Raw genomic sequence first — 16,019 nt, forward strand, 5'->3', positions numbered from 1 at the left:
CCCCTATCTGGTCACCGACGCGCCGGGCACTGCCGACGGCGACGTCACACCGACTTCACCGGGATGAGCAGGTGCCGCGATCGCCGGAGTCTTCACCATCACTCCAGGACTCGCACAAGCTCCTCTTGCGGGCAGAAGGGCGCACCGGGTCGGCCGTAACACGAGGGACCCGCTACTCGACGGATCCGACGTGCGAATGCCGGAGCCAGTGATCGGGGAGCGGCACTCGCTTGGTCGGTCGAAACTGTCGTACCTCGTGGTTATGGTCTGAGAATGGTGGAGGAGACAGAGCTCGCCGATCCGGACGGGCCGGTGGTGGACGCGGCCTTGGCGCGGCGGTTGAAGGCGCTGGCCTGCACCGCCCCGGTGCACGACTTGGATGCGCGGAAAGGGCGGCTCGACTGGGCCGAAGCCGATGTCTACCAGATGTCGGAAATCGCCCTGACGATCATCGACCAGGTCACCATCCGGATGGACTTCGACCGCGGGGCCGATCACGAAGAGGTCCTGCGCCGGACGTTGCCCTTCGTGGCTGCCCAGGCGCCGGACCGGCCCCGGGACGAGCACCGGAAAATCGCCCGATGGGTCCTGGACAATCTGATCAACGTCGGCACCCAGGACCGCGGTTTCTCCGCCACTTATGGCACCTTCGATGCGGAGGGGCGATACGAGCGGCGTACCTGGCCTTTCAAGCTGCTGGTCGAGTCGTTCTCAGCGGACGGTGAGGTCTACCTCCGTTCGACTGACGAAGCGATCAACGTCCTGGTCGGCGCGCTTGACACCGATGTCGAGTCCGCCCAGGAGGCGGCGGAGACGAAACTGGCCAACCTGGTCCGGCGCGGCCGGCTCTCCGACGCGCAACTGGCGGCCGAAGCCGCACGTTGGCGCACGGTCCAGTACGCCGACCAGCTCCGCCGGCTGCTCGATGCGACCCGCCGCGACGTCCGCGCAGTCGACTGGCTGGACGAGGTGCCGAGCCTGATCAAGGAGGCGCTGGACCACATCGCGGCCCGGCACCGCGCCGAAACCGCGATCCTCACGAACATCACGCAGGCCCGGGACGAATCGGAGTCTCCAGCCCGCAAGCGGCAGGCAGCGACCCTGATCACGATCGTCCGTGACTGCATGCAGCGGCACGGGCAACTCCAGGCCAGGCTGATTCTTGCCGGAAAGACGTTCCGTTCCGAGCAGGATCGGCAGGAGTTTTCGGAACCCGCAAGGCGGGCCAGCATCGATTTGTTCGGCCAGTTGTTGACGCCGACGCTCGGCCTGAGCATTGCCGAAGCGACCGGGGTGACAACGGCGTTCTTCGCCAAGAGCACGGGCCTGTCGGTGAAGGGCGTCCCGAGGCTGGTCGACGTCGTGTACAAGCTGCTCGCGCCTCCTGCGGACCGGGTCGATCTCGGCGATCCGGTTCCGGAACCCGATCTGGTGCCCGCCGCCGATCCGGCGGTGTTCGACGACGAGCAGTGGACGGCGGCCGATCGGCTGCTCGCGCTCGGATCCGTCCCGCGCCGGCTGTCGGGGCTGCTGGCCGAGGCGCGCGCCCTCGACCCCGACCTACCGCACCTGATCGGGCTCCGGGTCCTTCACCTGCTCGATCCGGGAGTGACCACGGCATTGCGCCAAGGCGACGAATCCATTCTGCTGGCGACCGACGACGGAACAGAGCTGGCCGACGACGAGTTCGGAGGCGCCGACCTCCTGGTCGGCCTGGTATCGCTGGAAATCGGGCGTCATTCCGCTGATCGGGTCGCGTCCGGCGAGAACCGGGGAGAGGTGGTCGCATGAGCTCGCCGACCGAGGATGCCACCGACGCTGGCCGGCTGCTCGCGCTCGGAATGCGGCCCAAGCATCTTCCCGCGCGGGACGCCGTGTACGCGGACCTGGTGCGGCGTTACCACGAGGACGATGAGTTCGCCGAGCTCGTCAAGGCGTTCGCCGAAGGCCTCGGGATGACCGTGCTGGCGGTGACCCAGCAATCCGGCGCAGTCCCGGTCCCCCGGGAAGAATCACCCTTCGAGCTGAAAATCGACGAATACGCCAAGCGCACCGCGCTGGGCAACCGCGGAGTCGACAAGATGCTGCACGGTCTGGCGCACCTCGCGGTCGCCGCGCTCGCCTTCCCGCGTCCAGACGATCTCGCCAACCCGGCCTATGTGGGATACGTCGCTGTGGCCGAGGTCGATGCGGTGGTGCGCGAGGCCTGCCGGGTGCTGGAACAGCGCGCCGTCGAAGCGGAAGAGAACGAGGATCCGCTCGACACGACCCCCGACCTGGAGCGGGCTTGGCGTGCGTACACGCGCCGCCCGGCCGCGGCGTCGACCAAGGACGGCCGGCTGGCCCCGGACACCACCCGCGCGATCATCGCCAAGGCCGTCCGGTTTCTGGCCGACCAGGGCTTCCTGGTCTTCCGCAATACCGACGACGGCGGCTCCTATCGCACGACTCCGCGTTACCAGGAACAGGTTCGCGAAGTAGCCGCGAGCGCGGCGTTCCGGGAACTGCTGGATCTCGGCGTCATTTCCATCACGGGCCCGTCCGGCAGTCTCACCGTGACGAGCGAACCCGGGTCAGGCGGCGCCGATGTATGAACTGTCCCGGGTCCGGCTGCATTCGGTCGGGCCCAAGGGTGCCCGTTACCAGGACGTCGTTCTCGACCTGCGCCATGTCGGACCGCCGGTTCCTGCCCCGGCGCAGCGGGCATTGTTCGATACCGGAGCCGCTGGTGTGTTGCGACGGCCCTCGCCGGCGTCGGTGCTGTTCGCGGAGAACGGCAACGGCAAGTCCGTCCTGATCAAGCTGATCTTCTCGGTGATGCTTCCCGGACGCCGGCAGATCGTCGGTACCACGAGCACGAGAACGCTGGATGACTTCGTGCTCGCCGATGACGTCGCGCACGTGATCCTGGAATGGCAGCACACCCGAACCGGGCAACGGGTGATCACGGGCAAGACGTCGGCCTGGCGCGGTCATGTCGTGTCCAGCGACCCGAACAAGCTGCTCGAAGGATGGTGGTCTCTCCGGCCGACCAACCAGCTGGATCTGGACACGTTGCCGCTGACGCAGCAGGGCCGGCAAGTCGAGCTGAGCGGGTTCAAGGACCGGCTGACCGAAGCCCATCGGCAGGAGCCCCATCTGCAGTTCGAATGGCTGACGTCACCGGGGGCTTGGACCGAGCACCTGGGAACACTGGATCTCGATTCGAAGCTCTTCGGATACCAGCGGAGGATGAACGCCGGCGAGGGCGAGGCAGCCGATGCCTTTTCCTTCAAGAGCGATGAGGCGTTCGTCGACTGGCTGCTTCGTGCCGTGACCGACGAAGAGGAGCCGCGACTGCTGGCCGAACTCATCGACGGCTACGCCGGCCAGCTCGCTGATCGCGCCTCGATGGTCGCCGAGCGGGACTTCGTCGACGGCGCCCTTGAGCTGCTCGGCCCGCTCGCGACTGCGGCAAAAGAAGCAGAAGCAGCTGCCGAGGTCTCCGCCGACGTCGCACGGGAAGCGGCGCAGTTCATCCGGGCCATCAAGGCTCGATGGGCCGAGGAGACCGGCCGACTCGAGCTGCTGGGCGTGCGCCGGGACACTGCTGCCGAGCAGGCCGAGACCACCGAGCGGGAAAACCGCCGGATGAATCGCATTGTGCTCGAGCTCCGCCGGGACCGAGCCCGCATCGAGTGGCAGCTCGCCGAAGCCTCGCTCAAGGAGCTGACAGATCGACTGACCGCACAGCAAGCGGACCTGGCTGCCTGGAAGGCGACAGACATCCTCCTCGCGTTCCAACGCGCGCAGGGAGCAGCGCAGGCCGTCCGGGACCTGGTGGCAGCCAAGGAGGCGGAGGCCGCAGGACCACTGCGGGCACGGGATGCTGCCGCGCGCCGACTCGTCCAAGGCTTGCTCGCCCTGATCGACCGGGCCGAGGCGGAGGTCCAGCGCCTGACAGCTCAGGCGAAGATCCTCGACCAGGAGATAGCCGAGCTGGCGGAGGAAGAAAACGCCCAACGGGAGGCCATCGGGCAAGAAAAAGGCCGTGCCCAGGCGGCTCGGGAGAAGATACGCACGGCTCGGGAGCAAGTGGCACAAGCGGTGGCCAGCGGTCTCCTGGACGACGGGCGCGCTCCAGTCGACGCGGCCGAGGAAGCCGAGGCGACTGCCAGCGAGGCAGAGACTGCCGTCTCCGCAGCCGAGATCGAGCTCAGCCAGCTCAGCGATCAGCGCAGGCTGCTCGATCCGACCGCACGCGCTGCAGAACGGAAAGCAGAAAGCCGCCGATCAGACCTAGCCGACAAGAACCGTGCCCTGCAAGAAGCATTGACCGCGACCACCGTACTGGCCGGGGAGGAACGGCTGGCAGCGGTGCTCGGGACTGCTTCGATCACGCTGGAGAACGACTACCTGCCCTTGCTTATCCGGTTGGACGAGATCATCGCCGAGAACGGCGCTGAACTGGTCACCTGGCAACTCGCGTACGCCGCCGACCGGAGGGTGCTGGAAGCGCTGCAGACCGGGGAGCTTCTCCCACCCCGTTCGGAAATCACCTCCGCGCTCCAGACCCTCGACGAAGCCGGCATCCGGGCCTACGCCGGTTGGGAGTATCTCGCCAAAGTGCCGGAAGACCGACGTGATCACCTCATGGCAGCTCACCCTCAGCTGGTCGACGGCGTCGTCCTCAATAATCCCCAGCATCTCGATCGCGCAGAAGAGGTCTTGGCGGCTGCGCGTTTGCTGCCTCGATCGATCGTCGTGGTCGGCACCACCGAGACCCTCAGCAGCACGGCGCGAGTCGAGGCGTCGGAAACGGAGTACGTGGTCCCGCCGAATCCGGCGATGTATGACGTCGATCTGGCCGCGGCCGAACGGCAACGGCTGCTGGAGGCCGCGCGGGAACGACGGACACAGATGGATGCGCTGTCCGCGCAGCTCGAACACGACCAGGCATTGGTCAGGCGTTTGAAGGAGTGGGAGAGGTCGTGGCCGCCCGGCACCATCGAGCAGTTGACCGCGGAACGCGACGCGGCGCTGGAGGAGCTGGAGAAGGCTGAGAGCCACGCGGAAGGTTTGCTTGCCCGGCTCGCCAGGATCAACGAGGCCGAAGAAGTCATCACCATCTCCCTGCCCGATCTGCGTGCGGTGGCCCGGACAGCGCGGAATCGCTCGAACGAGCTTGCCGCACTTGCTCAGGTCATCGCACAGGAGCCGGCATGGTCACACGAGCTGAAGGAAGCGCAGGCAGCGGCAACGGCCGCTCAACTTGGGGCCGATGACGCCCACAACCGAGCCGAAGCGCGGCGCGAGGACAAATCCGAACTCCACCGCGAGACCGATGACCAGGAACGGACCATCGCCACCACCCGCGACGAGGTCGGCCGGATTCCCGGTGGCGGATCGGCGGATCGAACGGCGACGCCACCTGTGGAGTCCGCCGAAACGTTGCGAGCGACTTATCAGGCAGCGAAGGAAGCGTACGAGCAGGTCGAGGTCGGCGCTGATCTGCGGGCTGAGCTGGAGGTGAAGCTCAACGCCGAAGCGCAGGCGCGGGCCGTGCTGGAGAAAGTGCCGGAGGCCGTCCGGGCGCGAGCGACCGAACTACTGAGCGGCCCAGACGGAGCGGACGCGGCGTCCAGATCGGCCGCCACGTCCCGGACCGAACGAGCGGTCGACAGCCTGACGAGCCAGGCCGGCGCCGCCCAAGGGCAGGCCGGCCGGCGCCAGGAGGCCTATGAAGCCCTTCAACCGCAGGAAGTCTCGATGGAGCCCTACGGCCATCCTCGCGACCTCGCGCACGCGAACGAGTTGCTGGCTGTTGCCTCCAGCGACTACCAGCGAGCCCGCCAAGCCGACGAAGAGGCGCAGCGCCACCTTGAGGATCTCGACAAGCAGATCGTGACGACGACGAAGACAGCCGCTGACTTCGAGTCGCTCTACGACTCGATCAGCGCACTGGCGGTCGCCGGTGGCGACGACGAGGTGTCGCCGTTCACCGGCGACGTCGCCGCCGCCCGCGACCGGCGGACCAGGATCCGGACTTCGGTGTCCGCAGCCGAGAACCTGCTGGACAACGCCCAGGGAGAGGTTCGCCGCCTCTCCTCGGCGCTCGGCCAGTACGCCGTGGGCCAAGCCTTCGAGAAGGTCGACAGCCCGGTCAGGCAGCAGATGATCGCGGTCGATCGAGAGCGGCTTGCCGAGTACGCCGCGGATTGGGAGCACGCGCTCAAGCCGCGGCTGCGCAGTCTCACCGACGATCTGGCCCACATCGAGCGCCACCGCACCGAGATCGTGGTCCGGCTGCGCGGCATGGTGGAGATCGCGCTCAAGACCCTGCGCACCGCGGAAAAGGTCAGCGCCCTGCCGGACACGCTCGGTGACTGGTCGGGCCTGCGCTTCCTGCACATCCGGTTCACCGAACTCGACCCCCCGGTGCTCGACGAGCGGCTCGGCGAGGTGGTGGACGAAGCCGCCACAGGCAGCTCGAAGGCGGCGAGCGGCAAACGCGACGGCCTGACGTTCCTCCTCAAAGGTGTCCGAGCTGCGATACCGAAAGGCGTGCGGGTCGACATCCTCAAGCCCGATGCCGCGCTGCGCGCCGAGCGGGTCCGGGTCTCGTCGGTCGGGGAGATCTTCTCGGGTGGTCAGCTGCTGACCGCGGCGATCATCCTCTACTGCACGATGGCCGCGTTACGCTCGAACGAGCGAGGCCAGCTCCGACGCCCACACGCCGGTGTCCTCTTCCTGGACAATCCGATCGGCCGCGCCTCGGCGGGTTACCTGCTGGACCTCCAGCTCGGCGTGGCCGACGCCCTCGGTGTCCAGCTGATCTACACCACCGGGCTCTTCGACATCAACGCACTGTCGCTGTTTCCGCTGATCATCCGGCTGCGCAACGACCGCGATCTGCGCAGCGGCATGGCCTACCTGACTGTCGAGGACGAGATCCGGGCCGGGCTGCCGACGGACGGGGACCCCGAGCACGGGCAGATCACCGCAGCACGGTTCTTCCGCAGGCCAGCGAACATCGAGGAGGCAGGCTGAGTGGCAGCAGACGTCGACGCAACCGGTCCTACCATCAGCCTGCGAGCCCGCCGAGTGGCGGACCTACTCGCCGAGTGGCCACGACAACGAGTTCAGCTCGAGGAGTTGTGGCAACTGCTCGACGCAGCGGACCCAGCCGGCCGCTCGACCCCCGGCCGGCGGTCGGTGCTCGCCGACGTGATCGCCGAACTTGATCACGCCGGGTTGGTGAGACCCGCCGGAGTGCGGTCCTGGGATCGTAGTCAGAAACCCCATTTGCCGCGCTTCGTCAGCCTGCCGGCATCCGAGCCGCCGAAACCGGCCGCCCGCATGGTGTGGCACCACCGGCTTGCCTGGGTTGAGGAAGCCCGGCCCAGCCCGGCCCAGCGGACGCATTTGGAGTCCCTCAACACGTGGTTCCACGAACACGACCACGAAGACCTGCCCGTCATTCCGCATCGAGAGCGGTCAGTCAAGATATTCGGCAATGAGAAGGTCCTGGACAAACTGATGGGTACGGCCTTGTTCGGTGACGGCCGGCTCAGCTTAGACATCCTGCGGGCCCGGCGGGTTGCCCCAAACTTCATCGTCGAGTCCCTCGGTCATGGACCGTTACTCCTGATAGTCGAGAACAGCGACACGTTCGACTCCCTCGTGTCCGCGCTCCGGCGGGAGCCTGGGAACGTCGGCTTGGTCGGCTGGGGAGCAGGCGGTGCCTTCGAGCAGTCAGTGCTGTCGATCGGCCGGCTAACCCCTGCCGTCCGCGACGTGCGGTACTTCGGCGACCTCGATGCCAAGGGATTGCAAATCCCGGCCAATGCTGCGGCCGTCGCAGCGCGCGGGCACCTCCCGACCGTCAAGCCCGCAATCGGCCTCTACGAGGCGATGTTCCGCTACGCACGACCCCAACCAGGCCAATCACGCCTCGCCGCGACCACCGCGCACCCGATAGCCGCCTGGCTGCCTCCGTATCTGCAGAACCGGGCAGCCGAGCACCTGATGCGCGGCACGCGTCTCGCCCAGGAAGAGGTCGGAATCACCGAGCTGATTGCTGACCGCCGGTGGCGCTCCGACCTCGAATGAACTTGGTCAGCTGCGTCGCCGTTCCCGCGACAGGACTCGTCGTCAATTTCCGTATGGCACGGACTCACCGCTCAACGCGGTCGCGTTAGCCGTGACGTTCACGCACAGACGCGATGGAGCAAGGTCGTTGCGGCTGCTCGCAATCGGGACCGTCCGATGCCCGCCGCCGTGACTCGCACGTCACGTTCAGTGCCGGCGCGCCACCGAGCCACTTTTTGTCCTTTGTGGCCACAATCATAGTCCTGTGTTGAGTCGCCGTGATGGTGGCAGCAAACTTCTGTAACGGCCTGCGAGGGGCTCCGATATCTGCCGAAGTGCCGGCACGCTTCACCTCTTCGTTGGACGACTCCGGTGCCGTCTTTTCCGATGACGGTCGGTTCATCGGCAGATGGCGCCGTGCGGGCCGCAGTTGTGCCGACGGCACCCCACTAAAGGCCAAGTGTCGACTGCCGAGCAACAGCCCGAGGATTGACAGATCGACAGCGGGTGCGATCAGGGGCGCGACCCAGGCGGGTACGTCGAGTCGGAGTGCGAGGTTGAGGATGTTGCCGAAGCCGAACATGAAAGTGAGGCCGACGACGACACCCATGATCACGGTGACGGCCTGCGCGACGCCGGCCCCGTCCGAACCTGATCGAATCGGCATAGCTGCAGCCCGGCTCATCGAGTACCACCTGCTTCGACGCGCGGGCGGCCGTGGGTGTCGCGGGTGGGGATGCCGCGTTCGCGCAGCTTGTTGAGCACGGTGGTGTGGTTGACGCCCAGGTGGTCGCCGACTCGTGCGAGGGACCAGCCGAGGTTGTAGAGGTGGATGGCGTCGTCGACCTGCTCGGGAGAGAGTCCGCGGCGGCGCATCGGCACGCCGTGCCGGTGGAGGATGTTGCTGACCGTCCGCCGTTCGATGCCGAACCGATCGCCGAGTTCGTAAACTGTCGCGCCGGAGTGGTAGTCGGCGATCAGTTGCTGGATTTGATCGGTGTCGAGTTGTCGGGCCCGGCGCGGTCGGTCGGCCTTGATCAAGCTCGGCTCGGTGGTATCGGGGCTGGGAAGCTTCTCACGGAGTTCTTCCAGTGCTCTGACCTGGTCTTTTATGTCCGAGTAAAGTCCCCCAAGCTCCACATAAGGGTTCTAGTTGCCGTTGACCTGCGGTTTTGACTCTTTCGCGCATCGCCGTCGGATATATCGACGGGCCATCCAGCGGGCCCAGCTCCGCCGCCCCGTGGGATCTCGCGGCGGCGCAGGTTATAGGAGAACGCAAGCGCCACCGCCCGAGCGTCGGGGCGCTCGGCAGCAGGAGCCATCTGCTCCGCGAGCTGCTCGACCCGCACACCCGCCTCGGGTGGATCGTCCACGTCCTCGCATGCCGCGTCGGCCAGGCGCGCCAGCGCGGGAATGTGTGCCGCATCGTGCCGGTACGGCGCGCGCGGCGCCTCAGGCCGCGAAGACTCGTTCGTCGGCAACGCGTCAGCAGGCTCAGCGGTATCCACGGTCGATCTCCTCTGACAGCTAGGCTGACCAGTCAACCACTGCCACCTACTCGTGCAGCAGACACGGCTACACGTCCCTGATTCAGCCCGGTTCTTTGCTGGCGCTGGACGGTGTGGTGCTGGTCGGTGGTGTCCCGTGCCGGCGAAAAGTGGGACAACCGGGGCAAGTGGTCGGGTGTAGTGGGTTGGGGGTCGGTGATGTAGGTGTGTGCTCTGCTCGTCGAGTGGGATGTGCGTCCCCGGTCGATCGTTCTTGTAGCTGCTCAAGAAGTGGGTGCTGACCTGGCTTGCGCGGCACCGTCAGAAGATGTCGGTCTCCGCGCACGCTTGATCCTCTCCCTGGTGGGGCCATTGTCGCTGGTTGAGTGGTTCGAGCTTGCGTGCGCGGACGCGCCACGTAGGTGTGCTGGCATGTGGAGCCGGTGCGGTCAGCGTCAGTGGGCCCAGGAAAGCTGTACCGCTTCGATCTCGAAGTCGTGCAGCAGTGCTTCGATCAGGGCTGGGGGACCGGCAACTTTGGTGGCCCACAGGTCGTAGTCGGTGCACAGGCACCATGAGTGGTCCTCGGCCCAGAGGTTGGAAGGGCTGAAGTCGGGCTCGGGAGCGTCGTACAGGATCTCGGCGTCGCCGAGGTGTCCCGCACGTACGTGGAAGTTGTCGAGGTCGGTGGCCCCGAGTGTGAGCGGGTTGTAGTAGGCCAGGCAGGGGGTGTTCGGGCCTGTAGGACTCTGTTCGGTGAGGATGTTGATCAGCCGGGTCCAGGTTTCGCGGTCCAGGCTTCCCTCGGTGGGTGGGATGATGCCGAGCGGCCAACTGCCCTTCTTTGTGGCGGAGGGGAAGCATCGGTAGCAGGGCAGGAGCCCGTCGGGAACGATGGGGTCGCCCGTGCGTTGGGCGAGTTCCGCCCAGCGTAGCCGTTGCCACCCTGGACCGGGGTGTTCGGCGCGCCCCAGTCCGCCTCCTGTGGTCACGCTCACGGCGTCGAGGTCGATGTCGCCGACGATGAAGGGCTGGGCGCTTCCATCTGCCAGCCGGGTTTGGTGGTGATCGTGGTAGGACGTCTCGCTTGGGCCGCGCTCGTGCTCGTACATGGCGTTGAGGACCCAGGCCGCGTCCGGCATCGCTGGTGGCATGAATCCGGTCAGGCCGTCGCCGCACATCTCCCGCAACCAGTCGGTGGTCTCGGTCAGTGCGGGCGGCCATAACGCTGACAGCGGGTTCGAATCCTCGGGCATGCGTTCATGATTCCAGTCGTGGCGCCCTAGAAGGGGGCGAGCTGGTCTTCGCGGATGGCAGCTCCTGCTGCCAGCGTCCTCCGTGAACCTAGAGCCGTCGGGCTGGTTGCGGTGATCCCATCGTGAGGCGTTGAGTTGGTGAGGACGAGGCGGTGATCGGATATGGACAGGAGCATGCTCTAACCTCGCCCGCACCGGAATCATGCACGAACGCCATCCGGCCCACATTGTCGTGTTTTCCGACAATCGACGCCGGGGCTTCACACGGTTATGTCTGGAGCAATCGTGGAGCACAGGGGCGTGTTGAACCGGGGGAAACAGCGCTCAAGTGCAGTAAAGGGCAGCGTTTGATTACTGGATTCTCGTCTTGCTATCGTTGACCTGCGAACTAAGAGTGGCCCGGTCCTCACTGACAGTGAGGGGGTCAGGGGTTCGAGCCCCCTTAGCTCCACAGCTTTCATGATTGCCCGGCCTGCGTGTTGATGCAGGACGGGCGCTATTTTTAGGTGCACCGAAAGTTCGTCCATTGTGTATTCCGCTTCAGTTACTGTTCAGTAGGTGGAGCAAAACTGGAGCAGTGTGGGATTCCGGGCGAAATGGGGTCACCAGAACTGCTCCAGCACGGTCGGTCGGACGGATGGTCCTGTCGAGGCATTTCGGGCGTGCCCCCGTACGCGGTTGGTGGCGGCGATGAGCCAGGTTTTGTGGCTGTGGCGGGTCGTGGAAGGTCAGGCCGGGTTTAATGGGGTGGAGCCGGTGGACGGGGTTGCGAGTCCCTCCTCGCCTGAACCAATCTTGTGCCAGTAAGCGATTGGTAGCTTGATGTGATCAGGCAAGCTCAAGTGCATATCTGCAATACCGCAGCGACGAGCATCGCGGCAAGATTCCGCCCCCATCGTCATGCGCGTAACACGGCTGCTGGCCGAGGCGAACGTGACGTCCCTACTGGGCCACGGCGACGACACCTGGCGAGAACGAGGACGGTCGGCGTTCAAGGACTTCATGTCCCGCGGATTTCTTAGCTATGCCTGCCGAACCATCGAGGATCTAGTCGAAGCGGGACCGCAATCTGGCCATAACAGGTGCCAAACTACTTTTTGTAACACTACAAACTGCCTATTGTGTGGTGCCTCTCTCCAGTCATACGCTCGACGTCGTCCAGACACCCCCTGGACGTGTGGAGGCAACGAGGTTCGCCCAACCCACCGGGACAACCTCCGCCCACCGCTCATCTGGGCAGCAGCTCTTTCAGTAGGCCAGCCATGCAGACAGCCGGCTCAGGTGTGATCTGCGGGCCGGGTCGGCTTCCTGGCTGCACCGCATGCACAACCGCGAGTGGTGGCGACATCCCTGAGAGGATCACCGATGACAAACAACGACAGCTCAGGAGGGCGACCGCGGGGGCGAGACTTGGGATTGCGTTTCTCAGGAGTACCGGGCCCTTACAACGCGATAACCGACGTTCCTGGCGTGGAAGTCGGTTACGAGACGCTTGTCTCCGAAGACGGTGCGCTTGTATCAGGCGAGGGTCCAGTACGGACCGGTGTCACCGCAATCCTGCCGTTGGGCCGCGACGGTGTCGGCCGATCCTGTCCGGCAGGCTGGTTCTCCCTGAATGGAAACGGCGAGCTAACGGGAACCGCATGGGTCGACGAGGTAGGAGCGATCTCGCTTCCTATCGGTATCACCAACACCCATGCAGTAGGCGCCGTACACCGCGGAATCATCGAGTGGTCTGCCAAGCAGAACCCTGAGCTCAAGCGCCGCTGGCTCCTGCCGGTAGTGGGGGAGACCTGGGACGGATACCTCAACGACATCTACGGGCGGCACATTACCCCCGAACTGACCTGGTCGGCGCTCGACAACGCCTCGGGGGGATCAGTGCAAGAGGGGTCGGTCGGCGGCGGAACCGGCATGAACTGCTACGAGTTCAAGGGCGGGACCGGCACAAGTTCCCGGGTCGTGACTGTCGGTTCCCGTCAGTACACCATGGCGGTTCTCATGCAAGCCAACTTCGGTGCTCGTCGTGAACTGATGCTGACCGGACGCCCGCTGGGGAAATTGCTCGCAGACGACAATCCGATCGCGGACCCGTCGTGGCTAGCACCCGCAGGCGCAGGTTCGTGCATCACGATCGTGGCCACCGACGCTCCGCTGCTCCCGGGGCAATGCAAGGCCCTGGCCAGGCGCGTGCCACTCGGCCTCGCGCGGACAGGCACGACCGGAAGCCACTTCTCGGGTGACCTGTTCCTGGCGTTCTCCACGGCAAACGTCGGCATGTTGGACAGCTCTCTCGACACGGCCACGCAGGGCGACATTCGGAATCTGGAGTTCCTGTCGTGGGGTTCGATGGACGCGCTCTACGAGGCACTCGTGCAGGCGGTTGAAGAGTCAATCGCCAACGTCCTGGCGGCCAGCACCACGATGATCGGTCGAGATGGCCACCGAAGTCCGGGATTCCCAACCGATCGGCTACCCGAACTGATGGAAAGCGCGTTCTCGGATCCGGCATGACCGACCAGAATGATCCACATTGGAAGCGAGATGCGATGAGTGCGAACACCAACTCACGGGACGCCGACCCAACAGTCGCCGATCCCAGGGCAGTTGCCGCAGGTTCGACCCTTTCCGGAAACCTGGGCACCGGGGCCATCGTCTTCATGGTGATGGCCGCCGCTGCGCCGTTGACCGTCATCGGCGGCAACGTTCCGCTCGCCATCGGAATCGGAAACGGCGCGGGCGCTCCCGTGGCCTTCCTCATCGCCGCAGCGGTTCTCCTGCTGTTCTCGATCGGGTTCGTCGCAATGACTCCGCACGTGCGCGAGGCCGGCGCCTTCTTCTCCTATGTGACCGAAGGCATCGGCAAGCGCGCTGGCATGGGAATCGCCTTCGTCGCGCTGATCGCCTACACCGCCATCCAGGTCGGTATCTACGGCTACCTCGGCTGGGCGGTCAATGACACGGTCCAGTTCTACGGTGGGCCGGACGTCCCGTGGCCGGTGTACGCGTTCGCCGCCCTGGTCATCGTTGCCGTCCTTGGGTACCGCCACATCGAACTGAGCGCGAAGGTGCTCGGCGTGGCCCTCATCTGTGAGGTCGGCATCGTCGTCATCATGGACGCCTTGATCTTCGGCTCCGGCGGAGCTGAGGGCATCAACGTTGAGTCGTTCACCAGCTCGACGATCACTTCGGGATCAATCGGAGTGCCGATCCTGTTCGCGCTCACCGGGTTCATCGGCTTCGAGGCCACCGCTGTCTTCCGCGACGAGGCACGGGACCCCGCTCGAACGATCCCGCGGGCGACCTACATCGCGGTCGCGGTCATCGGATCGTTCTACGCGATCACGTGCTGGGCGATGGTGCTCGGCTTCGGCGTTGACGACGTCGTCGGCGTCGCGGAGGCGACGCTTGCAGGGGAGAGCAACATGCTCCTCGGCCTGGCGGACGAGTACCTCGGCCGGGTGGGCCGGGATGTCGTCAACATTCTGCTGCTGACCAGCCTCTTCGCTTGCGTGTTGTCATTCCACAACGTGATCGCCCGCTACAAGTACGTCCTGGCTCGGAAGGGCTTGTTGCCTGAGTCGATCGGACGAGTGCACGCCCGTCACGACTCGCCGTCGATCTCGTCGCTGGTGCAGACGGTGACTGCCGCGTTGATCCTCTGCCTCTTCGCTGTGCTCGACCTCGACCCGCTGGTCGGCGTCTTCGGCTCGATGGCAGGCGTGGCGACCATGGGCATGGTGCTGCTCATGCTGAGCACGTCGCTGGCGGTGATCTTCTTCTTCACCCGGCGCAGCGACCTGCGCGAGGGTCACCTCTGGTCCACGCGAGTCACGCCGGTACTGGCCTGCCTCGGGCTTCTCCTGAGCCTGTACCTGGTGGTCTCCAACTTCACGCTCGTGACGGGAGGAAGCGCCGGTGTGAGTACGTTCCTGGGGCTCATCCCGGTGGTTGGCTTCATCATCGGCTACGTTCGGGGACAGGGCGCGCACGTTGCCCGAAAGCCCTAGCGCCGCCTCCTGAGCGGTCCTGCAACGCAACCTCAACGGGCGCCAGTGCGCCAGCCGTCCATCAGGGCAGCCTCGGCAACCTGGGACGCTACTCGCTCGAGGGTCCCGATCAAGGAGCCCAGTGGTCACGCGGATGCGTCTGCCCTCCTCAGGGAGCAGCGCGAACGGTTCGCCCGGAGTGACGCCGATATCGAGGGAGGCTAGGCGCATCAGCGTCACCGCCTCGTCGAGGACGGGAATCCAAACGTTCAGGCCGTCGGAGTCGAGTGTCTGGATCCCGAAGTCGGCCAGCACTTCGTAGAAGGCGCTTCGGCGGCGAGCGTATTCGACGCGCGCCGCGTCGACTGTCACGGCCGCCAGGCGGAGGTCTGGACCGTGGGACTTGGAGTAGCTCCGGATGTGTACCGTCATCGTGGGCTCGAAGACGCCGATGCCGAGATCCGGCGAGTTGCTGATTCCGTTGGCGTAGTCGTCCTCGACGACCAGGATGTCGCGACCCCGAACCACCTCAGCAAGTTCAACTCCTCAGGGATCAGGCCCTCCTCGTCCAGGCTCACTCCTTGCACGTCAACCCCGGCTGCCTCCAGTAGATCCAGAAGTGGGAGGAACGTCGGATGTTCGACGATGACTCGGTCGCCGAATCGGAGGTGGATGCCGTTTTGGCTGGTCGGAGGGGTTTTCTTGTGCCCAGGGGTGATCTTGGATGGTCCGGGGGACTGCCGTGTGCGTGCCCCAGGTGGGGCGCTTGGGGGCAGCGGCCGGTGGCGTGTGGACTGTGTATTCCGGTGCTTTCGTTGCTGGCGCTCGACGTTGTGGTGTGGGTGGGTGGTGTCCCGCGTACCGGCGAAGAGGGGGACAACTGGGGCCAGTGGCTCGTCGTCAGGGGTGGGCGAGCCTGGTGGTGGGGGTGTGCCAGCGGTGTTCGAGGGCGGTGAGGAGTCGGTGTTCGACTTCGGGGGCGACGTGGCTGTAGGTCTCGACGATGCGGTTGTCGAGGTGGTGCCCGAGTGGGCGGGTTTGGGCGATTTCGGGGATCTGGTCGGCGCGAGTAGCGGCACGAGGGACCGCACGTGTCCCCGCATGACGTCTCAACCAGGACTCCCGCACAGCGAGAAGTCCGCCCGCCTCGGCGGGGGTGAGAGAAGCTGCGGGAACGACGGCCGTGCCTCGCCGCCAGCGCCGACACGGCGGTCCCT

General features: G+C 65.7%; 10 protein-coding genes and 1 tRNA gene. 7 read left to right on the forward strand and 4 right to left on the reverse strand.

Annotated features, from left to right (window positions below; translation table 11 throughout):
• Window positions 1-273 precede the first annotated feature (273 nt).
• From BM199_RS21955 to BM199_RS21970, 4 genes are all read left to right on the forward strand, one after another.
• Complete coding sequence (locus tag BM199_RS21955) at window positions 274-1,791, forward strand: hypothetical protein (protein ID WP_245788534.1); 1,518 nt, start codon at window positions 274-276, stop codon at window positions 1,789-1,791.
• Window positions 1,788-2,594 carry a hypothetical protein gene (locus tag BM199_RS21960; protein ID WP_091675191.1) on the forward strand — a complete coding sequence of 269 codons (807 nt, stop codon included), beginning with the start codon at window positions 1,788-1,790 and terminating at the stop codon, window positions 2,592-2,594. The genes BM199_RS21955 and BM199_RS21960 overlap by 4 nt, the downstream gene beginning before the upstream one ends.
• Window positions 2,587-7,029 (forward strand): coiled-coil domain-containing protein, encoded by a 4,443-nt coding sequence (locus BM199_RS21965; RefSeq protein ID WP_091675192.1) that lies wholly within the window; start codon window positions 2,587-2,589, stop codon window positions 7,027-7,029. Before BM199_RS21960 ends, BM199_RS21965 begins: the two co-directional genes overlap by 8 nt.
• 105 nt (window positions 7,030-7,134) lie before the next feature.
• Window positions 7,135-8,091, forward strand: a complete 957-nt coding sequence (locus BM199_RS21970; protein ID WP_143101888.1) for a Wadjet anti-phage system protein JetD domain-containing protein — start codon at window positions 7,135-7,137, stop codon at window positions 8,089-8,091.
• 85 nt (window positions 8,092-8,176) lie between these two features.
• Here the strand turns inward: BM199_RS21970 and BM199_RS35105 are convergent, their stop codons facing one another.
• From BM199_RS35105 to BM199_RS21990, 3 genes are all read right to left on the reverse strand, one after another.
• On the reverse strand, window positions 8,177-8,755 hold the full coding sequence (locus BM199_RS35105; protein WP_342741724.1) for a hypothetical protein: 579 nt from the start codon (window positions 8,753-8,755) through the stop codon (window positions 8,177-8,179).
• Window positions 8,752-9,111 carry a helix-turn-helix domain containing protein gene (locus BM199_RS21980; RefSeq protein WP_091675194.1) on the reverse strand — a complete coding sequence of 120 codons (360 nt, stop codon included), beginning with the start codon at window positions 9,109-9,111 and terminating at the stop codon, window positions 8,752-8,754. Before BM199_RS21980 ends, BM199_RS35105 begins: the two co-directional genes overlap by 4 nt.
• Window positions 9,112-10,012: 901 nt before the next feature.
• Window positions 10,013-10,813: a hypothetical protein gene (locus tag BM199_RS21990; RefSeq protein ID WP_091675196.1), complete on the reverse strand. Its 801-nt coding sequence runs from the start codon at window positions 10,811-10,813 to the stop codon at window positions 10,013-10,015.
• A gap of 369 nt (window positions 10,814-11,182) precedes the next feature.
• Here BM199_RS21990 and BM199_RS33940 point away from each other — a divergent pair.
• The 3 genes from BM199_RS33940 (at window position 11,183) to BM199_RS22000 (ending at window position 14,823) form a co-directional block, all read left to right on the forward strand.
• Window positions 11,183-11,264 (forward strand) — tRNA-OTHER (locus tag BM199_RS33940).
• Window positions 11,265-12,178: 914 nt separating this feature from the next.
• The gene (locus tag BM199_RS21995; RefSeq protein WP_091675197.1) at window positions 12,179-13,327 is read left to right on the forward strand and encodes a DmpA family aminopeptidase; all 1,149 of its coding nucleotides are present in this window, start codon (window positions 12,179-12,181) and stop codon (window positions 13,325-13,327) included.
• A gap of 35 nt (window positions 13,328-13,362) precedes the next feature.
• Window positions 13,363-14,823 carry an APC family permease gene (locus tag BM199_RS22000; RefSeq protein ID WP_091675198.1) on the forward strand — a complete coding sequence of 487 codons (1,461 nt, stop codon included), beginning with the start codon at window positions 13,363-13,365 and terminating at the stop codon, window positions 14,821-14,823.
• An 879-nt stretch (window positions 14,824-15,702) separates the two neighbouring features.
• Here the strand turns inward: BM199_RS22000 and BM199_RS33395 are convergent.
• Window positions 15,703-15,915, reverse strand: coding sequence for a hypothetical protein (locus BM199_RS33395; protein WP_143101889.1), 213 nt, complete (start codon window positions 15,913-15,915; stop codon window positions 15,703-15,705).
• Between the last annotated feature and the right edge of the window lie 104 nt (window positions 15,916-16,019).

The sequence above is a fragment of the Amycolatopsis marina genome, from assembly GCF_900111885.1.
GTDB lineage: Bacteria > Actinomycetota > Actinomycetes > Mycobacteriales > Pseudonocardiaceae > Amycolatopsis > Amycolatopsis marina.

What these genes read in the sequence shown, in the direction of transcription:
- BM199_RS21965 (WP_091675192.1), top strand. Translation starts at nt 2,587, where the DNA reads ATGTATGAACTGTCCCGGGTCCGGCTGCATTCGGTCGGGCCCAAGGGT.
- BM199_RS21990 (WP_091675196.1), bottom strand. Translation starts at nt 10,813, where the DNA reads ATGCCCGAGGATTCGAACCCGCTGTCAGCGTTATGGCCGCCCGCACTG.
- BM199_RS22000 (WP_091675198.1), top strand. Translation starts at nt 13,363, where the DNA reads ATGAGTGCGAACACCAACTCACGGGACGCCGACCCAACAGTCGCCGAT.
- BM199_RS21955 (WP_245788534.1), top strand. Translation starts at nt 274, where the DNA reads ATGGTGGAGGAGACAGAGCTCGCCGATCCGGACGGGCCGGTGGTGGAC.
- BM199_RS35105 (WP_342741724.1), bottom strand. Translation starts at nt 8,755, where the DNA reads ATGAGCCGGGCTGCAGCTATGCCGATTCGATCAGGTTCGGACGGGGCC.
- BM199_RS21960 (WP_091675191.1), top strand. Translation starts at nt 1,788, where the DNA reads ATGAGCTCGCCGACCGAGGATGCCACCGACGCTGGCCGGCTGCTCGCG.
- BM199_RS21995 (WP_091675197.1), top strand. Translation starts at nt 12,179, where the DNA reads ATGACAAACAACGACAGCTCAGGAGGGCGACCGCGGGGGCGAGACTTG.